The 26,120-nt window shown below is 71.6% G+C and carries 22 protein-coding genes; 17 read left to right on the forward strand and 5 right to left on the reverse strand.

The features are described from left to right. The first annotated feature begins 53 nt into the window (after positions 1–53). From PX701_RS14385 to ispG, 7 genes are all read left to right on the forward strand, one after another. Positions 54–800: a 3-hydroxybutyrate dehydrogenase gene (locus PX701_RS14385; protein ID WP_275506679.1), complete on the forward strand. Its 747-nt coding sequence runs from the start codon at positions 54–56 to the stop codon at positions 798–800. After that, positions 797–1,696 carry an alpha/beta fold hydrolase gene (locus PX701_RS14390; RefSeq protein WP_275506680.1) on the forward strand — a complete coding sequence of 300 codons (900 nt, stop codon included), beginning with the start codon at positions 797–799 and terminating at the stop codon, positions 1,694–1,696. Before PX701_RS14385 ends, PX701_RS14390 begins: the two co-directional genes overlap by 4 nt. Continuing rightward, entirely contained in the window at positions 1,693–2,496 is an 804-nt protein-coding gene (locus tag PX701_RS14395; RefSeq protein ID WP_275506681.1) for a CoA transferase subunit A, read from the forward strand. The genes PX701_RS14390 and PX701_RS14395 overlap by 4 nt, the downstream gene beginning before the upstream one ends. A 3-nt stretch (positions 2,497–2,499) precedes the next feature. Further along, positions 2,500–3,141, forward strand: a complete 642-nt coding sequence (locus PX701_RS14400; RefSeq protein WP_275506682.1) for a CoA transferase subunit B — start codon at positions 2,500–2,502, stop codon at positions 3,139–3,141. Between the two features lie 2 nt (positions 3,142–3,143). Further along, the gene (locus tag PX701_RS14405) at positions 3,144–4,199 is read left to right on the forward strand and encodes an alpha/beta fold hydrolase (RefSeq protein WP_275506683.1); all 1,056 of its coding nucleotides are present in this window, start codon (positions 3,144–3,146) and stop codon (positions 4,197–4,199) included. Between the two features lie 259 nt (positions 4,200–4,458). After that, positions 4,459–5,019, forward strand: a complete 561-nt coding sequence (locus PX701_RS14410) for a hypothetical protein (protein ID WP_275506684.1) — start codon at positions 4,459–4,461, stop codon at positions 5,017–5,019. Positions 5,020–5,091: 72 nt separating this feature from the next. Beyond that, entirely contained in the window at positions 5,092–6,222 is a 1,131-nt protein-coding gene (gene ispG, locus PX701_RS14415) for a flavodoxin-dependent (E)-4-hydroxy-3-methylbut-2-enyl-diphosphate synthase (RefSeq protein WP_231432358.1), read from the forward strand. A gap of 63 nt (positions 6,223–6,285) precedes the next feature. Here ispG and PX701_RS14420 read toward each other — a convergent pair whose 3' ends face one another. Then, positions 6,286–7,707, reverse strand: a complete 1,422-nt coding sequence (locus PX701_RS14420; protein ID WP_275506685.1) for an RNB domain-containing ribonuclease — start codon at positions 7,705–7,707, stop codon at positions 6,286–6,288. Positions 7,708–7,716: 9 nt separating this feature from the next. Beyond that, a complete protein-coding gene (locus PX701_RS14425; protein ID WP_275506686.1) occupies positions 7,717–8,727 on the reverse strand; it encodes a phosphotransferase in 1,011 nt (336 codons plus the stop codon). Positions 8,728–8,892: 165 nt separating this feature from the next. On the opposite strand from PX701_RS14425, the gene PX701_RS14430 reads away from it, so the two are divergent. After that, on the forward strand, positions 8,893–9,597 hold the full coding sequence (locus PX701_RS14430) for a lytic polysaccharide monooxygenase (RefSeq protein WP_275506687.1): 705 nt from the start codon (positions 8,893–8,895) through the stop codon (positions 9,595–9,597). 107 nt (positions 9,598–9,704) lie between these two features. Further along, complete coding sequence (locus PX701_RS14435) at positions 9,705–11,468, forward strand: proline--tRNA ligase (RefSeq protein ID WP_275506688.1); 1,764 nt, start codon at positions 9,705–9,707, stop codon at positions 11,466–11,468. A gap of 72 nt (positions 11,469–11,540) precedes the next feature. Here PX701_RS14435 and PX701_RS14440 read toward each other — a convergent pair whose 3' ends face one another. Next, the gene (locus PX701_RS14440; protein WP_275506689.1) at positions 11,541–12,506 is read right to left on the reverse strand and encodes an ion transporter; all 966 of its coding nucleotides are present in this window, start codon (positions 12,504–12,506) and stop codon (positions 11,541–11,543) included. Between the two features lie 265 nt (positions 12,507–12,771). Between PX701_RS14440 and PX701_RS14445 the strand changes: the two genes are divergently transcribed. The 6 genes from PX701_RS14445 (at position 12,772) to rbfA (ending at position 20,884) form a co-directional block, all read left to right on the forward strand. After that, on the forward strand, positions 12,772–14,826 hold the full coding sequence (locus PX701_RS14445; RefSeq protein WP_275506803.1) for a PhoX family protein: 2,055 nt from the start codon (positions 12,772–12,774) through the stop codon (positions 14,824–14,826). 123 nt (positions 14,827–14,949) lie between these two features. After that, positions 14,950–16,035, forward strand: a complete 1,086-nt coding sequence (locus tag PX701_RS14450; RefSeq protein WP_420831080.1) for an LOG family protein — start codon at positions 14,950–14,952, stop codon at positions 16,033–16,035. A 124-nt stretch (positions 16,036–16,159) separates the two neighbouring features. Continuing rightward, positions 16,160–17,158, forward strand: coding sequence for a transcription termination factor NusA (gene nusA, locus PX701_RS14455; RefSeq protein WP_231431426.1), 999 nt, complete (start codon positions 16,160–16,162; stop codon positions 17,156–17,158). 66 nt (positions 17,159–17,224) lie between these two features. After that, a complete protein-coding gene (locus PX701_RS14460) occupies positions 17,225–17,470 on the forward strand; it encodes a YlxR family protein (RefSeq protein WP_231431425.1) in 246 nt (81 codons plus the stop codon). A 100-nt stretch (positions 17,471–17,570) separates the two neighbouring features. Next, positions 17,571–20,357 (forward strand): translation initiation factor IF-2, encoded by a 2,787-nt coding sequence (gene infB / locus PX701_RS14465; RefSeq protein WP_275506690.1) that lies wholly within the window; start codon positions 17,571–17,573, stop codon positions 20,355–20,357. 59 nt (positions 20,358–20,416) lie between these two features. Next, positions 20,417–20,884, forward strand: a complete 468-nt coding sequence (gene rbfA, locus PX701_RS14470) for a 30S ribosome-binding factor RbfA (RefSeq protein WP_231431423.1) — start codon at positions 20,417–20,419, stop codon at positions 20,882–20,884. A gap of 21 nt (positions 20,885–20,905) precedes the next feature. Here the strand turns inward: rbfA and PX701_RS14475 are convergent, their stop codons facing one another. Next, positions 20,906–21,832: a LysR family transcriptional regulator gene (locus PX701_RS14475; RefSeq protein ID WP_275506691.1), complete on the reverse strand. Its 927-nt coding sequence runs from the start codon at positions 21,830–21,832 to the stop codon at positions 20,906–20,908. Positions 21,833–21,883: 51 nt separating this feature from the next. Next, positions 21,884–22,771 (reverse strand): HhH-GPD family protein, encoded by an 888-nt coding sequence (locus tag PX701_RS14480; RefSeq protein WP_275506692.1) that lies wholly within the window; start codon positions 22,769–22,771, stop codon positions 21,884–21,886. A 48-nt stretch (positions 22,772–22,819) separates the two neighbouring features. Between PX701_RS14480 and PX701_RS14485 the strand changes: the two genes are divergently transcribed. Beyond that, positions 22,820–23,407, forward strand: coding sequence for a nucleoside/nucleotide kinase family protein (locus PX701_RS14485; RefSeq protein WP_231431420.1), 588 nt, complete (start codon positions 22,820–22,822; stop codon positions 23,405–23,407). Positions 23,408–23,789: 382 nt separating this feature from the next. Further along, the gene (locus tag PX701_RS14490) at positions 23,790–26,018 is read left to right on the forward strand and encodes an InlB B-repeat-containing protein (protein ID WP_275506693.1); all 2,229 of its coding nucleotides are present in this window, start codon (positions 23,790–23,792) and stop codon (positions 26,016–26,018) included. Positions 26,019–26,120 lie beyond the last annotated feature (102 nt).

Genomic DNA, 26,120 nt, shown 5'->3' on the forward strand with positions numbered 1-26,120 from the left:
CATCCCACCAGACCCACGACGCCGCGCGGGAGCGCGGCCGACAAGGAGGAAACGTGACCGATCTCACTGGGCGACGCGCCGTCGTCACCGGGGGAGCGAGCGGCATCGGCGCCGCCTGCGTGCGTGCGTTCGCGAGCGCGGGTGCGCACGTCGTGATCGCCGACCTCGACGCCGACGCCGCCGCCGCGCTCGCGGACGAGCTCGGCGGCGAGTCGTGGGCGGTCGACCTCGCCGACACCGCGGCGCTCGCCGGCCTCTCGCTCGAAGCCGACATCCTCGTCAACAACGCGGGCATCCAGCACGTCCGCCCGATCGAGGAGTTCGAGCCCGAGCGGTTCTCGTTCATCCTCCGGCTCATGCTCGAGTCGCCGTTCCTGCTCATCCGCGCCGCGCTGCCCGGCATGTACGAGCGGGGCTTCGGACGGGTCATCAACCTCTCGAGCGTGCACGGCCTGCGGGCGTCGCCGTTCAAGTCGGCCTACGTGGCCGCCAAGCACGGGCTCGAGGGGCTCTCGAAGGTCACCGCGCTCGAGGGCGGCCCGCACGGCGTCACGTCGAACTGCATCGACCCCGGCTACGTGCGCACGCCGCTCGTCGAGAAGCAGATCGCCGACCAGGCGCGGCTGCACGGCATCACCGAGGAGGAGGTGCTGCCGAAGATCATGCTCACCGAGTCGGCCGTCAAGCGGCTCGTGGAGCCCGCCGAGGTGGCGAGCCTCGCGCTCTGGCTCGCGGGGCCCGACGCGGGCATGGTGACGGGGGCGAGCTACACGATGGACGGCGGATGGAGCGCACGATGACAGGCGCCGCCTTCACCGCCGCGGTCGCGGGCGGCGCGCTCGCGGGCGGCCAGTGGCACGAGGATGCCTCGGGGCTGCCGATCCTCGCGGTGCACGGCATCACCGCCAGCCATCGCGCATGGGACCTGCTCGCCGACGGCCTGCCCGACCGCCGGGTGATCGCCCCCGACCTGCGCGGTCGCGGTCGCAGCAACCGGCTGCCTGCGCCGTACGGACTCGAGCAGCACGCCGACGATCTCGCGGGCGTGCTCGACGCGCTCGGCGTCCCGCGCGCGTTCGTCGTCGGGCACTCGATGGGCGCGTTCGTCACCGTGCGCCTCGCCGAGCGCCACGCCGACCGCGTCGCGGGCGTCGTCCTCGTCGACGGCGGACTGCCGATCCCGGCGCCCGCGGGGGTCGCGCCCGAGGACCTGCCGGCGCTCCTGCTCGGCCCGGCGCTCGAGCGGCTGGCGATGACGTTCCCCGACCGGGCGGCATACCTCGCGTTCTGGCGGCGCCATCCCGCGATGGGTCCGTACTGGAGCGACGCGATCGAGGCGTACGTCGACTACGACCTCGAAGGGGAGCCGCCGGCACTGCGCAGCGCGGCGAATGCCGATGCGGTCGCCGTCGACGCGCTCGAACTCGACGGGTCGGCGGGGTATGCCGCGGCGCTCGCCGCGCTGCCCGGTCCGGTCGACTTCCTCAGGGCGCCGCGGGGCCCGCTGGACGGCGCGCCCCTGTACGCCGAGCCGCTCGTCGCTGCGGCGACGGAACGGCTCCCGCAGCTCGTCGTCCACGAGGTCGACGACGTCAACCACTACACGATCCTCATGACGGCCCTCGGCACCGGTAGCGTGATCGATGTGATCCGCACCCGCATCCAGGCCGCGGAGACACAGGAAGGTGCATCGTGACACTCGACAAAGTCGTCGGGTCCGCCCAAGAAGCGGTCGCCGACATCCCCTCAGGAGCCAGTCTCGCCGTCGGCGGGTTCGGGCTCTGCGGCATCCCGATGGTGCTGATCCAGGCCCTGCTGGACGCAGGGGTCGACGGGCTCTCCGTCGTCTCGAACAACTGCGGCGTCGACGATTGGGGGCTCGGCGTGCTGCTCGCGAAGCAGCGCATCGCCAAGATGACCTCCTCGTACGTCGGCGAGAACAAAGAGTTCGAGCGGCAGTACCTCTCGGGCGAGCTCGAGCTCGAGCTGACCCCGCAGGGCACGCTCGCCGAGAAGCTGCGGGCGGGGGGCAGCGGCATCGCCGCGTTCTTCACGCAGACCGGCGTCGGCACGCAGGTCGCCGAGGGCGGCCTGCCGCGGCGCTATCACGCCGACGGCACCGTCGCCGTCGCGAGTCCGCCGAAGCCCGTGCAGACCTTCGAGGTCGCGGGGGAGCCGCGCGAGTTCGTCATGGAGGAGGCGATCACGACGGACTTCTCGCTCGTGCACGCGCTGAAGGCCGACCGGTTCGGCAACCTCGTCTTCGACAAGTCGGCGCGAAACTTCTCGCCGCTCGCGGCGATGGCCGGGCGCATCTGCATCGCCCAGGTCGAGGAGCTCGTCGAGCCCGGCGACATCGATCCTGACGCCGTGCACCTGCCCGGCGTGTTCGTCGACCGTGTGGTCGTGGTCGGCCCCGAGATCGAGAAGCGGATCGAACGCCGGACGGTGTCGGTCGAGAAGGCGGCATCGCGCGAGATGCCGGAAGGAGCCTGAGCCATGGCACTCACCCGCCTCGAGATGGCGGCCCGCGCCGCCCGTGAACTCAGCGACGGATCGTACGTGAACCTCGGCATCGGCCTGCCGACGCTGGTGCCGAACTACGTGCCCGAGGGCACGACGATCCTGCTGCAGTCGGAGAACGGCATCCTCGGCGTCGGGCCGTACCCGACGGAGGACGCGGTCGACCCCGACCTCATCAACGCCGGCAAGGAGACCGTCACCGTGCTCCCCGGCGCCGCGTATTTCGACTCGGCCCTGAGCTTCGGCATGATCCGCGGCGGCAAGATCGACGCCGCCATCCTCGGCGCCATGCAGGTCTCGGCGCGCGGCGATCTCGCCAACTGGATGATCCCCGGCAAGATGGTGAAAGGACCCGGCGGCGCGATGGACCTCGTGCACGGCGCCCGCCGACGCATCGTGCTCATGGAGCACGTCGCGAAGGACGGCTCGCCGAAGATCGTGGACGAGTGCTCGCTGCCGCTCACCGGCAAGGGCGTCGTCGACCGCATCATCACGGACCTCGCGGTGATCGACGTCACGGCCGACGGGCTCGTGCTCGTGGAGTGCGCGCCGGGCGTCACGGTCGCCGAGGTCGTCGCCGCGACGGAGCCGCCCCTCGACACCTCCGCGGTGGGGTAGCCGTGGTCGACACGATCCTGCCCGGCATCCTGGCCCGGCAGGTGGCCACGCCGCGCCTTCGCGCCGGGATGCTCGAGCGCCCCGCGGTGCCGGGCGAGCAGTCCGCGACCGTCGTCCTCGTCCACGGCAACGTCTCGTCGTCGTTGTTCTGGCAGCCCGTCATGCTCGCGCTGCCGGCCTCGGTGCGCGCGATCGCGATCGACCTGCGCGGCTTCGGCGACAGCGAGACGCTGCCGGTCGACGCCACGCGAGGGGTGCGCGACTTCTCCGACGACGTCGCATCGGTGATCGACGAGCTCGGCCTCGGCGCCGTGCACCTCGTCGGCTGGAGCATGGGCGGCGGGGTCGCCATGCAGCTCGTCATCGACCGCCCAGAGCTCGTCGCGAGCCTCACCCTGCAGTCGACGGTCTCGCCGTACGGCTTCGGCGGCACCCGGCTCGACGGGACGCTGCTGGTCGACGATGCGGCGGGCACGGGCGGCGGGGGAGCGAACCCCGATTTCGTCGCCCGGCTCGCCGCGGGCGACCGCACCGAGGAGTCGCCGACCTCGCCGCTCACGGTGTACCGGTCGAGCTACGTCGCGCCCGGTTTCGCCTCCGAGCTCGAGTCGATCTGGGTCGCCTCGATGCTGTCGACCGCCACCGGCGTCGACCACTACCCCGGGGATGCCTCGGGCTCGGCGAACTGGCCGGGGTTCGCGCCCGGCGGGCGGGGCGTGCTGAACACGATGGCGCCGACCCACTTCGACACCTCGGCCATCGTCGACGTCGCCGAGAAGCCGCCCGTGCTGTGGATCCACGGTGCACAGGATGCGATCGTCGGCGACGCCTCGTTCTTCGACCTCAATCAGCTCGGCAAGGCCGGCATCATCCCGGGCTGGCCGGGCGACGAGCTCGCACCGCCGCAGCCGATGGTGTCGCAGACCCGCGCCGTGCTCGCCCGCTACGCCGAGCGCGGCGGGGCGGTCACCGAGGTCGAGCTGGACGGCTGCGGGCATTCGCCCCATCTCGAGCGGCCGGCCGAGTTCCTGGAGTCGCTGCTCACGCAGATCGGGTGAAAGTCAGGAGCGTTGCCGTTTCGTGCCGTCCCCGTGCTCCCGTGGACCCCGCCAAGACGCCAGACTGACGTCGAGTGTTCTCGATGAGATCGGAGGAACGATGGGGTCGGTGCGGCGTGCGGGAAGCATGATCGGGGCGACGCTGGCGGCGATATTGCTGGCTGGTTGCACACCCGGCCCGACGGGTGCGGTGCCCGCGTCCGAATCTCCGAGCCCGCCGGTCGCGGTGGAGACCCCGTCCCCGACGCCGACGCCGACGGTGGATCCCATCACGACCGTCGACGGTCTCGTGGCCAGGCCGCAAGGGCTCGAGCTCCGCGCCGACGACGTGACCGTCACGACGCTGCCGTACATGTCGAGCCCCGAGGAGGCCATCGCGGTCCTCACGGAGGTGTTCGGCACTCCTCCGGTCGAGGAGCCCTATGACGGCGGCAATCATCGGCCCGACGGCGTCCATCACCACTGGGATCCGTTCGTGCTGGACGAACGCTTCTACGACGAGGGGCGGCGCGAGTCGGAGAATCTCGACTGGGTCGTCTGGCCGCGGTTCGCGGTCTACTTCGACGGGCCCGCAGTCGGTCCGATCGTCTTGTCGGCTGCGAACGGCCTCCAGGCCGGCGACGCCTGGAGCGAGGCCGAGGCCGATGAATCGTTCGACGACGACGTGTGGACCTGCGTCGGGACTTCGATCGAGGCCGAGGCGATCGAAGTGCCGGCCGACCGTCCCGATCGGGTGAACGTCGTCGTCAGCCCGTCCGACGACGGGCGTTCCGTCAAGTGGATCGGCGCACCAGAGATGGAGGCCGACGGCTGTGCCTGAGGCATCCCCTCGCAGCGCCGCCACTCTGTCCAGCGCAACTAGACTTGCCTCGTGCCTGCTGTGAATCTCGGAATGCCGAAGGTCCCCGAAGTCCTGGCCCCCCGACGCAAGTCGCGCCAGATCAAGGTGGGCAAGGTGCTCGTGGGCGGCAACGCCCAGGTGAGCGTCCAGTCGATGACCACGACGCCGACGACGAACATCAACGCGACGCTCCAGCAGATCGCCGAGCTCACGGCGTCGGGCTGCGACATCGTGCGCGTCGCCGTGCCGAGCCGCGACGACGCCGAGGCGCTGCCGATCATCGCGAAGAAGAGCCAGATCCCGGTCATCGCCGACATCCACTTCCAGCCGAACTACGTGTTCGCCGCGATCGACGCCGGCTGCGCCGCGGTGCGCGTCAACCCGGGCAACATCCGCAAGTTCGACGACCGCGTCGGCGAGATCGCGGCCCGTGCGAAGGCTGCTGGGGTGTCGCTCCGCATCGGGGTCAACGCCGGCTCGCTCGACCCTCGCCTGCTCGAGAAGTACGGCAAGGCGACGCCCGAGGCGCTCGTCGAGTCGGCCGTGTGGGAGGCGTCGCTCTTCGAGGAGCACGACTTCCACGACTTCAAGATCTCGGTCAAGCACAACGACCCGATCGTCATGGTGAAGGCGTACCGCATGCTCGCCGAGCGCGGCGACTGGCCGCTGCACCTCGGTGTCACCGAGGCGGGTCCCGCGTTCCAGGGCACGATCAAGTCGGCGACGGCGTTCGGCATCCTGCTCGGCGAGGGCATCGGCGACACCATCCGCGTCTCGCTCTCCGCGCCGCCCGTCGAAGAGGTCAAGGTCGGGCTGCAGATCCTGCAGTCGCTGAACCTGCGCGAGCGCAAGCTCGAGATCGTGTCGTGCCCGTCGTGCGGGCGTGCGCAGGTCGACGTGTACACGCTCGCCAACGACGTGACCGAGGGCCTCAAGCACGTCACCGTGCCGCTCCGCGTCGCCGTCATGGGCTGCGTCGTGAACGGCCCCGGCGAGGCGCGCGAGGCCGACCTCGGCGTCGCGAGCGGCAACGGCAAGGGGCAGATCTTCGTGAAGGGCGAGGTCATCAAGACCGTGCCCGAGGCCGAGATCGTCGAGACGCTCATCGCCGAGGCCCAGCGCATCGCCGACGAGATGGGCACCGACGCCCCGGTGGGCGCACCGACGGTCGTCACGCCCTAGCGTCGTTCGGCACGCACTGCGCGTGAGTCGTCGCCCGTTCGGCGCCGCCGCTTGTGAGAGTGCTCACGCCGCGCCGAACCGCACCGTGCCGGTGCCGATGTCGGCCGCCTCGAGCACGACCTCGATCGCGCCGCCCGGCGCGGCGTCGGCCGGCGCGGGGCAGCTCGCCGTCACCGCGGGCGTCTCGAGCTGGAAGACCGCGCGGTCGCCCCTGAGCTCGAGCACGGTCGCGGTGAACCGCTCGCCGACCCGGTCGCGCAGGAGCGCCGCCTCGACCCGTGCGATCGACTCCGCGCCGAGGCGCCCCGCCCGCTGCTCGGAGGCGGCCATGATCGCAGGCAGCTCGGCGAGCGACGCACGCGCCCAGGCGGGCACCTCGCGCCCGGCGACGATCGCCTCGCACACGACGAGGCCCCATCGGTCCACGAGCCGGCGGATCGGCGCCGTCACGTGAGCGTACGGCGCGGCGAGCGCCGCCTGCATCGTCTCCGCGGGCGGTGCGCCGTCGAACGCGGCGTAGCCGGCACCGCGGAAGAGCCCGCTCGCGGCCTGCAGGACCGCGAGCGCCACGGGGTCGGCGCGGTCGAGTCGACGCAGGTACTCGCCGTACGACTCGTCCTCGGGCCACGGAAGCCCGAGCGCGACGGTCTGCCGGCGGAAGGCGGCGAGCCGCTCGTCGTCGGGGCTCGGCATGGTGCGCAGGATGCCGACACCCGCACCCAGCATGATCGACGCGGCGGCCATGCCGGTCAGCAGAGAGAGCTGCGCGTTCCAGTCCTCGACCGGCAGCGGCGTGCGGCGCGCGAGGTCGTAGCCGCCGTCGCTGCGCACGATCTCCTCGTCGGGGGTGTTGAGGCTCGCGCCGCCGCGGCGGCGTTCCTGCTCGATGCGGGCGCGCCCGATCTCGCCGAGGAGGGCGACCGGCGACTCCCGGTCGCCGTCGTCGATGAGCGCCTGCGCCCCGGAGTAGTCGAGGCGCGCCCGGGAGCGAACGAGCGCTCGCTCGACCGCCGTCGTCCCGAGGGTGCCGTCGGTGGCGAGCTCGAAGCGCCACACGTACGCGGTACGGTCGACGCCGGGCAGGAGGGACGCCCGGTCGTCGCCGATGACCGGCGGGTGCAGGGGCACCCGACCGTCGGGAGCATAGAGCGTCTGCCCGCGCTCACGCGCAGCCCGGTCGACCGATCCGCCGGGCCGCACGAAACCGGGCAGGTCTGCGATCGCATAGTGCACGAGGAAGCCGTCGCCTCGGCGCGCGAGGTGCATCGCCTGGTCGAGGTCGGTCGACCCCGCCGGGTCGATCGTCGCGAACGGCAGGTCGCGCAGGTCGCGACCAGGTGCCTCGGGCCGGGATGCCTCGGCCTCGGCCACGACCTCGGGTGCGAAGCCGTCGGGCAGCGCCATCGACGCACGCAGGTCGGCGAGGGACGCGGCGAGCTCGCTCTGCGCGACGGACGGAGCCAGGTGCGGTCGGCGGGCGGGCATGCGCCCAGCCTACGAGTCGCCGGACCGACCGAGCACCCGCGAGAGGTGCCGCAGCACCGCCTCACCCCACTCCGCGGTCTCGTCGTCGGTGGCCTGCGCGAGGCATCCCCACCACGTGTGCGCCCGGTTCACCGCGTGCGTCGTCTCGGCCGCGGCGACGAGCCGGGCCCACTCGGCGTCGTCGAACCGCGCGACGTCGGCCCAGGCCTCGCGGAATCCCGCGACGACGGGCTCTGGGTCGATGCCGCGGTACTCCATCACGGCGCGGGGCACGAGCAGGGCCTCGACCGGGTGCGCCCACTGCGCGTCGCCGAAGTCGAAGAGGCGCAGCCCGTCAGAGGCGTCGTCCGAGGCGAACACGTTGCCGGGGTGCAGATCGCCGTGCTGGAGGGTCGCGGGCAGGCCGCCCTCGTCGAGCGCCTCGGCGGCGAGCGCGACGCGGTCGGCCGCGGCCACGAGCGAGGCCGCGGTCGCCGCATCGGGCGCCGAGGGATGACCGGTGGGCAGGGCGAGCACGAGCCCGAGCAGCTCGGCGAAGCGGGCCGGCACGGTTCCGGGGGAGCAGTCGGGCACGCCGGCGCCGAGCACTTCGGCCGAGCGCCCGGCCAAGGAGCGCTGCACGCGCGCCCACTCGTCGATGACGCGCGACCAGTCCTCGGCGGCGGGGTCGTGCCGATCTGCGAGCGTCGCTCCGCGGTCGGCGGTGAGCATCCAGCCCCTGGAGGGGTCGGCCGCGATCGGGGCGTCGACATCGCCCGGAAGGAGCGTTGCGAGTCGCGCTTGGAGGGCGGGCTCGAACGACTGCGCGCGGCAGTTCGCCTTGAACCAGTACCGGGCGGCTCCCGACGGTCCTGCCACCTCGACGACGAGTTGCGTCGACCACGGGCGCACCCGCGGCTGTCGGGTCCCGACGACGACGACGTCGCGCCCGGCGAGCGACTCCGCGATCCAGCGGTCGGCTTCGGCCCGCCACGCCTCGGAGGAGACCTCGACGGAGAACGGTGCGTTCGACTCACCCATGCGAGCACATTAGGCCATGCGCGAGCCGTCGGGCCGAGGCCTCAGGTCAGGGGTGCCTACGCAGTCGCCTACGCAGGATTGCGAATGCGGTCGTCCGCCCCGACCCCTACCGTGTGCGCTGGCGCGGGGCGTCCGCGCCGAGGCACTCGATCGAAGGAGCACGTCATGAAGCATCCGCGTCGCCTGGCCCTCGTCATCGCCCTCGCAGGAGGGCTCGTCCTCCCGTTCGTCGGAGCCGCCGCCGCGAGCGGCCACGGCTGGGTCGACGACCCGCCGAGCCGGCAGGACTACTGCTCGCAGGGGTTGACCTCGTTCGACTGCGGTCAGGTCGAATACGAGCCGCAGAGCGTCGAGGCGCCCAAAGGGTCGCTCCGGTGCAGTGGCGGCAACCCTGCGTTCGCGATCCTCGACGACGCGACGAAGCCGTGGCCGCGCAAGGGCGTCGACGACACCGTCACCATCCAGTGGCACCTCACCGCGCGCCACGCCACGGAGAGCTGGGAGTACTTCGTCGACGGTGCGCTGTGGAAGCGCGTCAACGACTTCGGCGCCCAGCCGGCCGCGACCGTGCAGCACATCCTCACGGGGCTGCCGGCGGGCGAGCACACCATCCTCGCCCGCTGGAACGTCGCCGACACGACGAACGCCTTCTACAGCTGCATCGACGTGAACGTCGGCGGCCCCTCGAGCGGCGGCGGCTCGGGCGACGACTGCCCGGTCGCGTGGCAGGCCGACCAGGTGTACACGGCCGGCCAGCAGGCGAGCTCGGGCGGCCGCACGTGGGCGGCGAAGTGGTGGACCCGCGGCGAGGTGCCGGGCTCGGGCGGCGAGTGGGGCGCCTGGCGCGACCTCGGGCCCTGCCCGGCCTGACGCGCGAGCACGCCGCGGAGACCTCCCTCCGTCGCGCGATCGCGGCGGCGGGATGCCTCGGGGCCGCGCGGCCCCGAGGCATCCGGCCTTCTCAGTAGAATCGTCGGGTGCCCACACGCCTTTCGAACTTCTTCCTCCGCACGCTCCGCGAAGACCCCGCCGACGCCGAGGTCACGAGCCACCGACTGCTCGTCCGCGCCGGCTACATCCGGCGCCAGGCGCCGGGCATCTTCGCGTGGTTGCCGCTCGGCCTGCGCGTGAAGGCGAAGATCGAGCGCATCGTGCGCGAAGAGATGGAGGCGGCCGGCGCCCACGAGGTGCACTTCCCGGCGCTGCTGCCGCGCGAGCCCTACGAGGTCACCGGCCGGTGGACGGAGTACGGCGACGCGCTCTTCCGCCTGCAGGATCGCAAGGAGGCCGACCTGCTGCTGGCCCCCACGCACGAAGAGGTCTTCACCCTGCTCGTGAAAGACCTGTACTCGTCGTACAAGGACCTTCCGCTCACGATCTACCAGATCCAGGACAAGTACCGCGACGAGGCGCGCCCCCGTGCGGGGCTCCTGCGCGGTCGCGAGTTCACCATGAAGGACGCGTACTCGTTCGACGTCTCCGACGAGGGGCTGGATGCCTCGTACCAGGCGCAGCGCGACGCGTACGAGCGCATCTTCACCAGGCTCGGCCTCGAGTACGTCATCGTGAAGGCCGACGCAGGGGCCATGGGCGGCTCGAAGAGCGAGGAGTTCCTGCACCCGACGCCCGTCGGCGAAGACACCTTCGTGCGCTCGGCCGGCGGCTACGCAGCGAACGTCGAGGCGTTCGAGACGCTCGCGCCCGAGCCGCTGCCGATCGAGGGCCGGCCCGAGGCGCGCATCTTCGACTCGCCGAACACCCCGACGATCCTGAGCCTCGTCGACCACGTCAACGACCACGAGCCGCGCGCCGACCGGCCCTGGCACGCAGCCGACACGCTGAAGTGCGTCGTGCTCGCGTTGACCCACCTCGACGGCACACGCGAACTCGTCGCCGTGGGCATGCCCGGCGACCGCGAGGTCGAGCTGAAGCGCGCCGAGGTGGCGTTCGCCCCGGCCGAGGTCGAGGCCGCGACCGAGTCCGACTTCGCGAAGCACCCCGCGCTCGTCAAGGGCTACATCGGGCCGTGGTCGCCCGAGGGCCCCGTGCTCGGCGAGGAGTCGGCGAGCGGCATCCGCTTCCTCGTCGACCCGCGCGTGGTCGACGGCACCGCCTGGGTGACCGGCGCCAACCTGCACGAGAAGCACGTGCTCTCGCTCGTCGCGGGCCGCGACTTCGTCGCCGACGGCGTCATCGACATCGCCGACGTGCGCGCCGGCGACCCCGCTCCCGACGGCTCCGGCCCGGTCGAGCTCGCGCGGGGCATGGAGATCGGGCACGTCTTCCAGCTCGGCCGCAAGTACGCCGAGGCGCTCGGGCTCAAGGTGCTCGACGAGAACGGCAAGCTCGCGACGGTGACGATGGGCTCGTACGGCATCGGCGTCACGCGCATCCTCGCGATCATCGCCGAGCTGCACAACGACGACAAGGGCCTCATCTGGCCGCCGTCGGTCGCCCCGTTCGACGTGCACGTCGTCGCCACCGGCAAGGACCAGGCGGCGTTCGAGGCGGCGGACCGCATCGTGGCCGACCTCGAGGCGTCCGGCCGCGACGTGCTCTACGACGACCGGCCGAAGGTGTCGCCCGGCGTGAAGTTCGGCGACGCCGAGCTCATCGGCGTGCCGACGATCGTGATCGCGGGCCGCGGTGTCGCCGACGGCGTCGTCGAGGTCTGGGACCGGGCGACCGGCGATCGCACCCAGGTGCCGATCGACGGCGTGGTCGCCGCGCTCGACGCCTGAGCCCGCTCGTTCGCCGGGAGCGGGCGCTCGTTCGGCCCGCGCCGGCGGCCGCGGCGCCCAGCGAACGTCGGCTCAGCGCCCCGGCGCGGCATCCGCGAGCAGGCGGCGGAGTTCGGCGGCCGTCTCCTCCGACTGGGCGATCAGCGCCTCGAGCCGCGCACTGAGCTCGGCGGGTGACGCGGCGCCGGCCGCCTCCCGGGCGGCGACGGGCTCGGTCTCGTCGACGACGGCATCGGCGTCGCCCGCCGCCGTCGTGCCCGTGTCGACGGGCGCCGCGACCGCGCCTCCGGCGACGTCGTCCACGGTCGCATCGGCGGGTGCCGTCTCCGGCTCGAGTGCGGCGTCGGCGGCCTCCGCCGCCTTCTGCGGCCCGAGGAAGAGGTTCGCGAGGTAGCCCGTGAACGTGCCGAAGATGCCGACGCCGACGATGATGATGAGGGCGCCGATCAGGCGGCCCGGGTTGGTGACGGGGTACTGGTCGCCGTAGCCGACGGTCGAGATCGTGACGATCGTGTACCAGATCGCATCGGACGCCGAGGTGATGTTGGCGCCCTCGGCATCCTCTTCGACGGCCAGGATCGAGATGCTGCCGAACTGCAGCACGAGCACGCCGAGCAGCAGGAGCGTCATGAGCGTGCTGTTCGCCCGGTCGTGGATGAGCGTGCCCCAGATCGTGCGGAGGCCGAGCTCCCGCAGCAGCCGGATCACGCGGAGCACGCGGAACAGCCGCAATACCTTCAGCTCCGCGAACGGCAGGCTCGCGAGCAGGTCGGCCCACCCGAATCCGCGGAAGAAGTAGCCCGATGCGGACGGTGCCGTCGAGATGCGGTAGATGAAGTCGGCGAGGAAGATCGCGCTGAACAACGCGTTCATGACGGAGAGGATGAGCTGCAGCGACTCCTCCGCGTGGAAGAGGTACATCAGCACGAGGTTCGCGATCGAGAGGATCGAGAGCAGGCCGATGAAGATCTCGTAGGCGGTGTTCTTGAGTTCGCTGCGCTGGCGCTGGATGCGCCGCTTCGCGCGGGAGCTGGGCATTCGGGCGTCCTCCGGCTCTGGCGGCCCATCGGCCGCGCGGTCTCGATCGTGGGCGATACCGATTCTTCAGGATCGCGGGGGCACGGCGTGGGAGGCGCGGCTCGTCGTCCGGGTCGTGCCGGACCCGATCGTTCGGACGGCGTTCATGTTCCGGACACCCCCCATCCCGTGGGGCTTCGGTTTCGGCGTGCAGCCTGCACTCGACCCCCTTGACCGACGGCGTGAGGAACGATCCGTGACGATCACCGACATCCAGCTGCTCCCGATGGCCGACCACGTGCGCGGCAAGCGCTCGGCCGTGACCTGCCATTTCAAGTGCGCCAATGCCTGCATCGGGCCGGAGTGCAACACGACGACCAACGCGCACTTCCGCGATATCGCCTCGGCCGCGCTGACGCGCCGGGCCCTCCTCGGCTTCGGCGCGGCCGGCGCAGTGGGCATCGCGCTCGCCGCGGCGTCGCCGAGCGGCTCGGCGTTCGCCGCTCCCGGCGGCGGGGCGTCCGGCGCGACGGGCGGGCTTCCGTTCGACGCGATCGACCCGGTGCCGATGCTCGTCGACGACGTGACGGTGCCGGCGGGCTACACGTGGCAGCCGATCATCCGCTGGGGCGACCCGCTCTTCTCGAGCGTGCCCGCCCTCGACTTCGAGCACCAGACGCCGGAGGCGCAGGCCGGCCAGTTCGGCTACAACTGCGACTACCTCGACATCCTGCAGGACCGCAGCGGCCGCACGGGCGTGCTCGTGAACAACCACGAGTACGTGAACCCCACCATCATGTTCGCCCCCTCGACCGACGCCGCCGTGCTCGACGAGCGCGCGGCGATCGCGAAGGCTGCGCACGGCTTCTCGGTCGTCGAGCTGCGCCGCTCGAAGCTCGGGCAGCCGTGGCGCTACCTCATCGACGGACGCCGCAACCGCCGCATCACCGCGGACACCGTGTTCGAGGTCACCGGTCCCGCCGCAGGCAGCGTCCTCCTTCAGACCGCGGAGGACGCCGAGGGTCGCTGGGTGAAGGGCACGCTCGGCAACTGCGCGGGCGGCACGACGCCGTGGGGCACGGTGCTCTCCGGTGAGGAGAACTTCGACGGCTACTTCGTCTGGGCGGCCGACACCGCCGGGCAGAAGCGCTACCGGGCCACGCCGAGCACGAAGTCGACCTACACGTTCGAACGCATCGATCCGCGCTTCAACGCGAAGGACCCCGGATTCGTCAACGAGCCGAACCGGTTCGGCTGGATCGTCGAGATCGACCCCGAGGATCCGACCTCGACGCCGCGAAAGCACACGGCGATGGGCCGGTTCAAGCACGAGGGCGCGAACGTCATCATCGGCGAGGACGGTCGCGCGGTCGCCTACATGGGCGACGACCAGGCGAACGACTACATGTACAAGTTCGTCTCGAAGCGCGTGTTCGACCCCTCGGGCTCGAAGGCCGCGCGGCGTCGCAACATGACCCTCCTCGAGGAGGGCGACCTCTACGTCGCGAAGTTCACCGGCGACTCGCCCGCGGCCGAGATCACCGGCACGGGTGCACTGCCGAGCGACGGCGCCTTCGACGGCTCCGGCGTGTGGATCCCGCTCACGCAGGACGGCGAGAGCGTCATCCCCGGCATGTCGACCGAGGAGGTGCTCGTCTACACGAGGCTCGCGGCCGACACCGTCGGAGCGACGAAGATGGACCGGCCCGAGGACGTGCAGCCCAACCCGCGCACCGGCAAGGTCTACGCGGCCCTCACGAACAACTCGGGCCGCACCCGCGCGCAGGTCGACGAGGCGAACCCGGTCTCGCTCGTCTCTCCGACCGGGTCGGTCACGGGCAACCGCCACGGTCACGTGCTCGAGCTCACCGAGACGGCAGGGCAGTCGGGCACCACGTTCGGCTGGACCATCCTGCTGCTCTGCGGCGACCCGTCGATCGACGGCGAACGGCCCTACTTCTCGGGGTTCCCCGCCGAGCTCGTCTCGCCGATCTCGTGCCCCGACAACATCGCGTTCGACTCGGTCGGCGACCTCTGGATCTCGACCGACGGCGCGCCGAGCAAGATCGGCTACAACGACGGGCTCTTCAAGGTGGGACTCGAGGGGGAGGAGCGCGGGCGCGTGCAGCAGTTCCTCTCGGTGCCGCGCGACGCGGAGACGTGCGGGCCCGTCATCCACGATCGCGAAGGCATGGTGTTCGTCGCGGTCCAGCACCCGGGCGAGGAGGGCACGGTCGCCGAGCCGCATTCGTACTTCCCCGACTACGTGCCGACCCACCGCCGCGACTCCGGGCTGGTCGCGGCGCCGCGACCGTCGGTCATCCAGGTGTGGCGCGGCTGAGGGGGTTCGCCGCGTCATGGGGGGATGCCGCGTGGTCGGGGGGCCACGCGGCATCCGGTTCGTCAGTGGCGTCGGACGGGATGTCTCTGCGGCCGACCGCTGCGGGCGTGGCAGGCTGGCCTCGTGAGTGAGTTCGTCGCGTCGTCGCCCGATGCCCTGCCCGACTCCGTCGGCCAGGCGGTCGCCGCCCTCGTCGCCGAGATCGGCGCCGGGCGGAACCGAGCGCTCATCGAGCGCATCCTCGCGTCGGGGGCGCGGCTCGGGCTCGACGGCACCGACCGGCTCGACCTGAAGATCACCGCGGCCGCCCTCGAGGAGATGCGGCAGGCGTTCCGTTTGTTCGCGCCGTACACCGCCGTTCCCAAGGTCACCGTCTTCGGGTCGGCACGCATCGCCGCCGACGACCCGCTGTACCGCCAGGCGCAGGGCGTCGCCGCCTCGCTCGCCGATGACGGCTGGATGGTCGTCACCGGGGCAGGACCGGGCATCATGCAGGCGGCGGCCGAGGGCGCCGGTCCCGCGCTCGCGATCGGCGTGTCGATCCGACTGCCGTTCGAGGAGAAGCCGAGCGCCGCGATCGCCGTCGACGAGCGGCTCGTCACGATGAAGTACTTCTTCACCCGCAAGCTCATGCTCATGAAGGAGTCGCGCGGATTCGTCTGCCTGCCCGGCGGGTTCGGCACGCTCGACGAGACGTTCGAGCTCCTCACCCTGCAGCAGACCGGCAAGGCCGAACCCATGCCGATCGTGCTGCTCGACGCCGAGGGGGGCACCTACTGGACGAGCCTGCGGCGGTACGTCGAGACCGAGCTCGCACCGCTCGGCATGGTCTCGCCGGGCGACCTCGATCGCGTGCTGATCACCGACTCGGTGGGTGAGGCGGTCGCCGAGATCACCGGCTTCTGGCGCAACTACGACTCGCTCCGCTGGGTCGGCGACCGCCTCGTGCTCCGGCTCAACGCCGAACCGAGCGATGCCGAGGTCGCCGAGCTCGACCGTCGCTTCGGGCGGCTGCTCACGAGCGGGCGCTTCGCCCGCACCGAGCCGCTCGCCCCGGAGCAGGCCGACCGCGACGCGCTCGACAAGCCGCGACTCGTGTTCGAGCTCGACCCGCACCGGGTCGGCGAGCTGCACGAGGTGATCCGGGCGATCAACGCGCTGCCCTCGGCGCCCGCCAGGGCGACCCCGCCATCGGTGCCGGGGGACTGACCGCCGGGTTGCGGATGCCTCGAACGGACCCGTTCCGCGGGTGACGGCGGCTCGCGGCATCCGATAGGCTTGAATGTCCGCTCCGAGGGGAAGCGGCCTGAGAGCTGAATAGAGGAGGCCGGAGATGGATATCGACCTCAGCATGCTTCGCATGGTGGAGCGCGAGAAGGAGATCCCGTTCGAGGAACTGGTGCAGATCATCGAGCAGGCGATCCTGATGGCCTACCTCAAGCACCAGAACCCGAACCAGCACGGGCATTCGAACCCGAACGGCGCCCGCGCCGAGCTCGACCGCAAGTCGGGGCACGTCACGATCTACGTGCCCGAGCTCGACGACGAGGGCAACGTGATCGGCGAGGCCGACGACACTCCGAACGACTTCGGTCGCATCGCGGCGTTCGCCGCGAAGCAGGTCATCATGCAGCGCCTGCGCGACATCGCCGACGATGCGGTGCTCGGCGAGTTCCGCGGCCGTGAGGGCGACATCGTGGCGGGCATCATCCAGCAGGGGCCGAACCCGAAGATGGTGCACATCGACCTCGGGACGGTCGAGGCGATCCTGCCTCCCGAAGAGCAGGTTCCGGGCGAGGAGTACCCGCACGGCCAGCGCATCCGCGTGTACGTCACGAGCGTCGCGAAGGGGGCGAAGGGTCCGTCGATCACGGTCTCGCGCACGCACCCCGCGCTCGTGCGCAAGCTCTTCGCGCTCGAGGTGCCCGAGATCGCCTCGGGTGTCGTCGAGATCGTCTCCCTCGCACGTGAGGCCGGCCACCGCACCAAGATCGCGGTGCGTGCGAACCAGCCCGGTGTGAACGCGAAGGGCGCGGCGATCGGCGAACTCGGCCAGCGCGTGCGCGCCGTGACCGCCGAGCTCGGCGCCGAGAAGATCGACATCGTCGACTGGTCCGACGACCTCGCGACCTTCGTCGCCTCCGCCCTCTCGCCGGCGAAGGTGACGAGCGCCTACGTGATCGACGAGCAGACGCGCGCGGTGCGCGCCCTCGTGCCCGACTACCAGCTGTCGCTGGCGATCGGGAAAGAGGGGCAGAACGCCCGGCTCGCCGCGAAGCTCACGGGAGCGAAGATCGACATCCAGCCCGACTCGATCCTCGAGCAGGGCTGACCGCCGCGAGGCGGTTTCGACCCCGGTCGGTGGCCCCGTCGGCGGGGCATGAGCGCAGAGTGTAAGATGGAACCCGTCAGAACGTGCATCGGATGCCGTTCGCACGCCCCGCGATCCTCGCTTCTGAGGGTCGTTCTCCAGGAATCCCAGGTGGTCGCAGACGATGCGGCCGTGCTTCCGGGGAGAGGCGCGTGGTTGCATCCGACGCTCGAGTGCTACCGCCTCGCAGTCCGGCGTCGTGCTTTCGCGCGGGCGCTCCGCATCCGCGGCGAGGTGAGCACCACCAACGTAGAGAACAGGCTGAACGGCTAGTGATCACCAATGAGTGACAAGTAATGAGCGGCTCGAAATGAGTCCCGTCCGCCATTGATGGTCTGCCCCTGTCCGGGTGCAGGCCCGGAACAGGAGAGAAGTGGCTGCCAAACCACGCGTACACGAGATCGCATCCGAACTCGGTGTCGACAGCAAGATCGCCCTTGAGAAGCTCAAGGAGATGGGCGAGTACGTCAAGGGACCCTCGTCGTCCATCGAACCCCCCGTCGCACGTCGCCTGAAGGCGGCGCTCGAGGCCGACGGCGCCGCGAAGGGCGCCGCACCGGCGGCCCCGGCCGCGCCCGCCAAGGCCGGGGTGAAGCCCGGTCCCAAGCCGGGCCCCAAGCCCCCCGCGGCTCCGGCCCCCGAAGCTCCGGCTCCCGCCGCGCCCGCGCCGGCCGACGCGCCGCTGACGGTCGCCGAGCGCCAGGCCCAGGCCGAGGAGAAGGCGGCGCAGGCCGCCGCCGAGAAGGCCGCCGCCGAGCAGACGGCTGCCGAGAGCACGCCCGCCCCGGCGAAGTCCGGCGATTCGGTGAAGCCCGGCGGCGCCGCGAAGCCCGGCGGCGCGGCTCCCCGCCCCGCCCCGAAGCCCGGCGCCCCGCGCCCCGGCAACAACCCGTTCTCGAGCTCGCAGGGCATGGGCTCCCGCCCCGCCCAGCCGCGCCCGGGCAACAACCCGTTCTCGAGCTCGCAGGGCATGGGCCAGCGCCCGAGCCCCGGCAACATCCCGCGGCCCCAGGCGCCGCGGCCCGGTTCGCCGCGCATCGGCGCCCCGCGTCCCGCGGGCGGAGGCCGCCCCGGCGGCTTCCAGCGCCCCGGCGGTGCCGGAGCACGTCCCGGCGGTCCCGGCGGTGCCGGTGCCGGCGCGGGCGGCGGCTTCCAGCGGCCCGGCGGCGGCTTCGGCGGCCCGCGTCCCGCGGGTGGCGGCGGTCGCGGACGTGGTCCCGGCGGCGGCACGGCCGGTGCGTTCGGTCGTGGCGGCGGCAAGTCGAAGTCGCGCAAGTCGAAGCGGACGAAGCGGGCCGAGTTCGAGATGCGGGAGGCTCCGTCGCTCGGCGGCGTGAGCGTTCCCCGCGGCGACGGCAACACCGTCATCCGTCTGCGTCGAGGCTCCTCGATCTCCGACTTCGCCGACAAGATCGACGCGAACCCCGGTTCGCTCGTGACGGTGCTGTTCCACCTCGGTGAGATGGCGACCGCGACCGAGTCGCTCGACGAGGCCACCTTCGAGGTGCTCGGCGCCGAGCTCGGCTACAAGATCCAGGTCGTCTCGCCCGAGGACGAGGACCGCGAGCTCCTCGAGGGCTTCGACATCGACCTCGACCAGGAGCTCGAGGACGAGACCGACGAGGACCTCGCGCAGCGGCCCCCGGTCGTCACCGTCATGGGCCACGTCGACCACGGTAAGACCCGACTGCTCGACGCCATCCGCAACGCGAACGTCGTCGCGGGCGAGGCCGGCGGCATCACCCAGCACATCGGTGCGTACCAGGTGCACACCGAGCACGAGGGCATCGACCGTGCGATCACCTTCATCGACACCCCGGGTCACGAGGCGTTCACCGCCATGCGTGCCCGCGGTGCGCAGGTGACCGACATCGCGATCCTCGTGGTCGCCGCCGACGACGGCATCATGCCGCAGACGATCGAGGCGCTGAACCACGCCCAGTCGGCCAACGTGCCGATCGTGGTCGCGGTGAACAAGATCGACAAGCCCGACGCCAACCCGGCGAAGGTGCGCCAGCAGCTCACCGAGTTCGGCCTCGTGGCCGAGGAGTACGGCGGCGACGTCATGTTCGTCGACGTGTCGGCTCGCGAGGGCATCGGCATCCAGGAGCTGCTCGACGCGGTCCTGCTCACCGCCGACGCCGGCCTCGACCTGCGTGCGAACCCGAACAAGGCCGCGCGCGGTGTCGCGATCGAGGCGAAGCTCGACAAGGGGCGTGGCGCCGTGGCGACCGTGCTCATCCAGTCGGGCACGCTCAAGGTCGGCGACGCGATCGTGGCCGGCACGGCGTACGGCCGCGTGCGCGCCATGGCCGACGAGAACGGCGACCCCGTGACCGCCGCGACCCCGTCGCGTCCGGTGCAGGTGCAGGGCCTCTCGAGCGTTCCGCGCGCCGGCGACACGTTCCTCGTCACCGACGAGGACCGCACCGCCCGCCAGATCGCCGAGAAGCGCGAGGCCGCCGAGCGCAACGCGCAGCTCGCCAAGGCCCGCAAGCGCATCTCGCTGGAGGACTTCACGCGTGCACTCGAAGAGGGCAAGGTCGAGGCGCTCAACCTCATCATCAAGGGCGACGTGTCGGGTGCCGTCGAGGCGCTCGAGGAGTCGCTCATGAAGATCGAGGTCGACGACTCGGTGCAGCTGCGCATCCTCCACCGCGGTGTGGGTGCGATCACCGAGAGCGACATCGACCTGGCCACGATCGACAACGCGATCGTCATCGGGTTCAACGTGCGTCCCGACGTGAAGGCGCGCGAGCGCGCCGCCCGCGAGGGCGTCGACGTGCGCTTCTACTCGGTCATCTACAACGCGATCGACGACATCGAGAACTCGCTCAAGGGCATGCTCAAGCCCGAGTACGAGGAGGTCCAGTCGGGTGTCGCCGAGATCCGCGAGGTGTTCCGCTCCTCGAAGTTCGGCAACATCGCCGGTGTCATCGTGCGCAGCGGTACCATCACGCGCAACGCGAAGGCCCGTGTCATCCGCGACGGCGTCGTGGTCGGCGACAACCTCGCCATCGAGTCGCTCCGCCGGTTCAAGGACGACGTCACCGAGGTCCGTACGGACTTCGAGGCGGGCATCGGCCTCGGCAAGTACAACGACATCCAGGTCGGCGACGAGATCGAGACCATCGAGATGCGCGAGAAGCCTCGCGTGTGACCGAACGGCCCGGGGCGGCTCGCCGCCCCGGGCTTCGCTCGGAAGGAGCACTGACCACCATGGCTGATCCGGCACGTGCCAGGAAGATGGCCGACCGCATCAAGGAGATCGTCGCCCGGCGTCTCGACAAGGGCCTTCGCGACCCGCGTCTGGGCTTCGTGACGATCACCGACGTGCGCGTCACGGGCGACCTGCAGCACGCGAGCATCTTCTACACCGTGTACGGCACGGACGAGGAGCGTCGCGACTCCGCGCTCGCGCTCAAGGCGGCCACCGGGATGCTTCGCAGCGAGGTCGGCCGCAACATCACGGCGCGGCTCACCCCGTCGCTCGAGTTCATCGCCGATGCGATCCCCGAGAACGCCGAGCACATCGAGGAGCTGCTGCGCGAGGCGCGCACGCGCGACGAGGAGACGACCGCGCTCGCGGCGACCGCCGAGTATGCGGGCGAGGCCGACCCCTACGTCAAGCCGCGCGAGCTCGACGACGAGGCGGACGACGAGTTCGACGAGGCCGAGGCGCGCTGATCGCGGGCGGCTTCCGTCCGGTCAGCCGTGCCGTGGTCCGCGCACGCCGAGCAGTGCGCCCTGCACCTCGGCGACCCGGGCGCGCAGCGCCGCGATGAAGGCGAGCACCGTCGGCTGCCGCAACGCCTCGGGGCGGCAGACCAGCCAGTAGGGGAGCCGCTCCTCGATCTCATCGGGGAACAGCCGAACGAGATCGTCGTGCCGGTCGGCGAGGAACGCGGGCAGCAGGCCGAGGCCGGCGCCGGCGCGGGTCGCGTCGACCTGGACGTACACGTTCGTGCTCGAGACGGTGTCGACCATGCCCTGCGTCGGGCGGCGCGCCTCGTCGAGCGCGTCGACCTGCAGCATCGACTCGATGAAGTAGACGAGCGGGGCGCCCGCGAGCTCGCGCGGTGAGGCCGGGGTTCCGTTCGCCGCGAGGTAGTCGCGGCTCGCGTAGAGCCCGAGCACGTAGTCGGCGACGTGGATCGCCTCGGCCTTCTGCACGTGCGGCTTGCCGACGACGACCTCGAGGTCGATGCCGACGCGCTGCTGCGTCGCACGGCGCTGCGCCGCGACGATCTCGAGCGTGACTCCGGGATGCTCGCGGCGCACCGCCACGATCGCAGGCGACGCGATGAACCCGCTGAACCCGTCGGTCGCCGAGAGCCGCACGACGCCCGTGAGGGTCGTGCCGCCGGGTCGCAGGCCGTTCATCGCCTGCTCGACGGCCTCCGCCGATGCCACGGCGTGCTCGCCGAGCGGTGTGAGCACCCACCCCGAGGCGCTCCGCGCGAGCACGCGCCCGCCGAGGGCGTTCTCGAGCGCGTCGATCCGCCGAGCCACGGTCGTGTGGTTGAGGCCGAGCTCGGCGGCGGCGAGGGTGTAACGGCCGGCCCTGGCGACCGCGAGCAGCACGAGCAGGTCGTCGGGGCTCGGTGCTGGGCGCGGGTCGGAGGCGAGGGTCATCCCTGCATGCTCGCACACCCGACCGGTGCGTGCAGGCGGCGGTTCCGCGGTTCAGGCGTCGGGCAGCGCGAGGCCGCCGTCGACCTCGACGGCGAGGCCGTCGGCGACGAGTCCCGAGACGGCGCGGTCGAGCTGGCCGCGGTCGGCCCAGACGACCGACAGCTCGTCGCGCGTCACGGGACGGTGGGCGGCGCGGAGCTCGCGCATGACGAGGCCGCGCACCTGCCGGTCGGAGCCTTCGAATCTCGCCTGCCGGGGCTTGCGCGGCCCGACGTACGGCGGATGGCCGGCGGCGCGCCACGCGCATCGATCGCGAATGGGACACGCGCCGCACTGCGGCGCGCGCGCCGTGCAGACGGTCGCCCCGAGCTCCATGGCGGCCGCGTTGAACGCCCGCGCCGCGTCATCCGCCTCGGGAAGCAGTGCGGTCATCGCGGCGAGGTCGCGCACCGTCGACGGGGGAGCGGGCTCAGCCCGGCCGTCGACGGCGCGGGCGATCACGCGCCGGGTGTTCGTGTCGACGACGGGTACGCGAACGCCGAACGCGAACGCGGCGACCGCGCGTGCCGTGTACGGGCCGACGCCCTGCAGGGCGAGGAGCGCATCGACGTCACGCGGCACCTCGCCGCCGTGCCGCTCGACGATCTCGACCGCGGCCCGGTGCAGCCACAGCGCCCGGCGCGGGTAACCGAGGCGGTCCCACGCGCGCACCGCTTCGGACGCGGGCTCCGCGGCGAGGCTCGCCGGGGTCGGCCAGCGCTCGACCCACGCCGCCCAGCGCGGGACGACCCGGTCGACCTGGGTCTGCTGCAGCATGAACTCGCTGACCAGCACGGCCCAGGGCGAGACGTCGGCGGCGCGCCACGGCAGCGGACGGGCGGCGCCGTCGAACCACGCGACGACCACGTCGGCGATCGAGGAGGCGTGCGCGCGAGGCATCCCTCCAGCCTAGGGCGACCCGGACGCCCCGCGGCTATGCTCGCTCGTATGCGCCTCGTCACCACGCCTCGGGTCGCGTTCCTCCGCGAGCTCGCCGCGGAGATCGCGCAGCGGTACGGCCGCGGCCGGATGATCGTCGCCGTCGACGGTCCCGTGCAGAGCGGCAAGACCGCCCTGGCGGACGATCTCGGAGCGGTGCTCGAAGAGGCGGGGCACGCGGTGTTCCGCGCGCGCATGGAGGGGTTCCATCGTTCCCGCGCCGCACAGGACGCGTTCGGCGACGACACCGCGGAGCGCTACTACCGGTACGGCTTCGACGAGTCGGCGCTGAAGCGCGTGCTCGTCGAGCCGTTCCGCATGGCCGGCTCGACCGCGTTCGTCACGCGCGTGCTCGACCCCGCTCGCGACGCATGGGTCGAGCCGAGGTGGATCACCGGCCCCGCCGACGCCATCCTCGTGCTCGACGGGCGCTTCGTGCTGCGCGAGCGGCTCGACGACCTCTGGGACTACCGCATCGTCGTCGACGGCGAGCCGGTCGATGCCGCCGACCGGCTCGCCTACGCCGATCGCGACCCGCGCGCCGTCGCCGACGCGCTCGTCGATCTCACCGAGCCCGAGCGGCCGATCAGGCGCTGATTCGCACCTCACGAAGGCCTTCTGCGATGTACCCCGATCGGAGTACCCCGTCTTCGGGGGACATCTGTGCCGATCTGTGCCCGAAACGGTAGCGCGTCCCCCTCTTTGAGGACATAATGAACTGATTGCCCAAGCCCCCGGCAGGCAGCGAAACCCGACGCAACACCCGAGCACCACCCGAATTACCCGAACATCCCGCAGAGATCGGCGCGACCACCCGTTCGCGCCGATCGTCGCTGCGCGATCGACCCGACCCCGCGCGTGCACCGCACGCCGCCCGTCGGGTCGATCGCCCAGCGACCGCGCCCTGACGCGCTCTCCGCTCGTTCGCTCCACCCGGTTTTCGCCGCCCCCGCTGGGCCGAACCCAGGAGATATCCCGAATGAGCAAGCTCGGCGTCGGTCTGACGCACGATGCCCACGGCGACGTCCGCATGCGGAAGCGCCCCACTCACAACCCGGTGCGGCGCCTCGCCGCGGCCGTGGCCGCGCTCGCGCTCGGCGCGGGCCTCGCGCTCGTCGGCGTCGCCGCCCCGGCGTCGGCGCACCACAACACGATCACGGCCGAGGCCGTGTGTTCGACGGACGGCACGACGGCCGACATCACGTGGACCGTCGCGAACTCCGAGGATCTCCAGGAGACGATCACGAAGTCGTCCGACGAGTCGATCGTCGCGACCGGGACGACGATCCCGGCGAGCGGCGAGGTCACGTTCGTGCAGCAGGGCGCCGCGCTCGGCGAGACGCACGAGCTGAAGCTGTCGGCGAAGTGGTCGAACAACCAGAAGGCGAACAACGCCGGCGCCATCACGCTCGACAGCGCGCTCTGCGGCGACGGGGGCGGCGAGGGCGAGATGAAGGTCTGCCCGAGCTACCTCCCGAACGGGACCGACAAGATCGACACGACCGGCGACCCGAAGACCGTGACGGTCACGGCGCCCGACGGCAAGCTCATCGACTACTACTGCGTGAAGGCCGGCTCCGTCAAGAACGGCAACGGTCCGCAGATCATCGACGTCGAACCGCCGGCGAAGACGGTGACGATCACCTACCCCGGCGGCAAGGCGATCAGCCACTACTCGGTGCACTACGTCGACGAGCCCGGGCAGCCGCAGATCGTCACGATCGAGGCGGCGCCGTCGCACATCGACCTGTGCGGCATCGGCAACGACACGTTCCAGCTCCCCTCCGACACGCAGGCGATCGACTGGTCCTTCATCGGATCGGTCGCATCCGGTGAGGTCACCGTGAGCGCCGCGGCGAAGCTCGGCTACATCTTCGCCGAAGGTGCGAAGACCTCGTGGACGTTCACGTTCACCGACGAGCCGTGCGAGGAGGAGCCCGAGGTCGTCACGATCGACGTCGTTCCCACGTCGGCCGACCTCTGCGGCACCGCGAACGACGGCTACACCCTGCCGAGCGACACCGACGCCATCGCCTGGTCCGAGTCGGGCTCGGTCGCCGAGGGCGAGGTCGTGGTCACTGCGACCGCCAAGGACGGCTACCGATTCGCCGACGACGCGACGACCTCCTGGACGTTCGCCTTCACGGACGAGCCGTGCGAAGAGGAGCCCGAGGTCGGCGTCATCGAGGTCGTCCCGACCATGGTCGACCTCTGCGGCACCGCGAACGACGGCTACACCGTTCCGAGCGACACCGACGACTACAGCTGGTCGACGACCGGTTCTGTGGCCGAGGGCAAGGTCGTCGTGACCGCGACCCCGGCCGAGGGCTACGTCTTCGAAGAGGGTTCGCAGAGCGAATGGACGTTCGTCTTCACGAACGAGCCGTGCGCCGAGCAGCCCGAGGTCGTCACGATCGAGATCGGGCCGCGGTCCGTGGACGCCTGCGGTACGGCGAACGACGGCCACTACCTCCCCGAGGACACCGACGCCATCACCTGGAACGTGACCTCGGTCGAGCCCGGCGTGGTGACCGTCACCGCGACCGCCAACCCCGGCTACGTCTTCGCCGAGGGCGTGCAGACGAGCTGGACGTTCACCTACACCGACGAGCCCTGCCGCGCCACGCTCGAGGGCTCGGTCGCGACGGGGGTCTGCGAGGCGAACGCGCCGTGGATCTTCTTCACCGTGCAGCTCGACGACCCCGACGGGACCGTGCAGAACCGTGCCGTGCAGCTGGTGCTGAGCGACGGAACGAACACCGAGACGCTCGAACTGGGCGAACTCGATGAGGACGGCACCCTCGAGGGCCGCACGCTGTGGCCGGGCGCCTCGGTCGACGACGAGGGCAACGCCGACGGCTGGCCCGGCTGGGAGCAGCTCGAGGACGGGACGTGGGCCGAGACCGACGGCAACTTCGCCTGGACCCGCGACCTCACGAGCGCCACGCTCGTCGTGAACCCCGAGCTCTCGGTCGCGCTCAGCTACCCGCCGGCGACGCCGGACTGCGTGGCCGCTCCGCCGGTGCCCGAGACCCCGGGCGAGCCCGGTGGCGAGGGCGAGGCGCCGTCGACCCCGACCGCGTCCGGTGGCTCCGACCTCGCCGAGACCGGCTTCGCCGGCACCTCGATCGCGATCGTCGCGGGAGTGATCGTGCTCGCGGGCGCCGCCTTCGTGGTCGTCGCACGCCTGCGCCGCAAGAAGGCCTGAGGCCCGAGCGGCGCTGATCAGGCGCACTGAAGGAGGGGGTCCGGTTCGCCGGGCCCCCTTCGTCGTCGCTCGGACCGGGCGGGCTGCCTCGGGCGGCAGGCG

The organism is Agromyces chromiiresistens (genome assembly GCF_029167465.1).
Taxonomy (GTDB): domain Bacteria; phylum Actinomycetota; class Actinomycetes; order Actinomycetales; family Microbacteriaceae; genus Agromyces; species Agromyces chromiiresistens.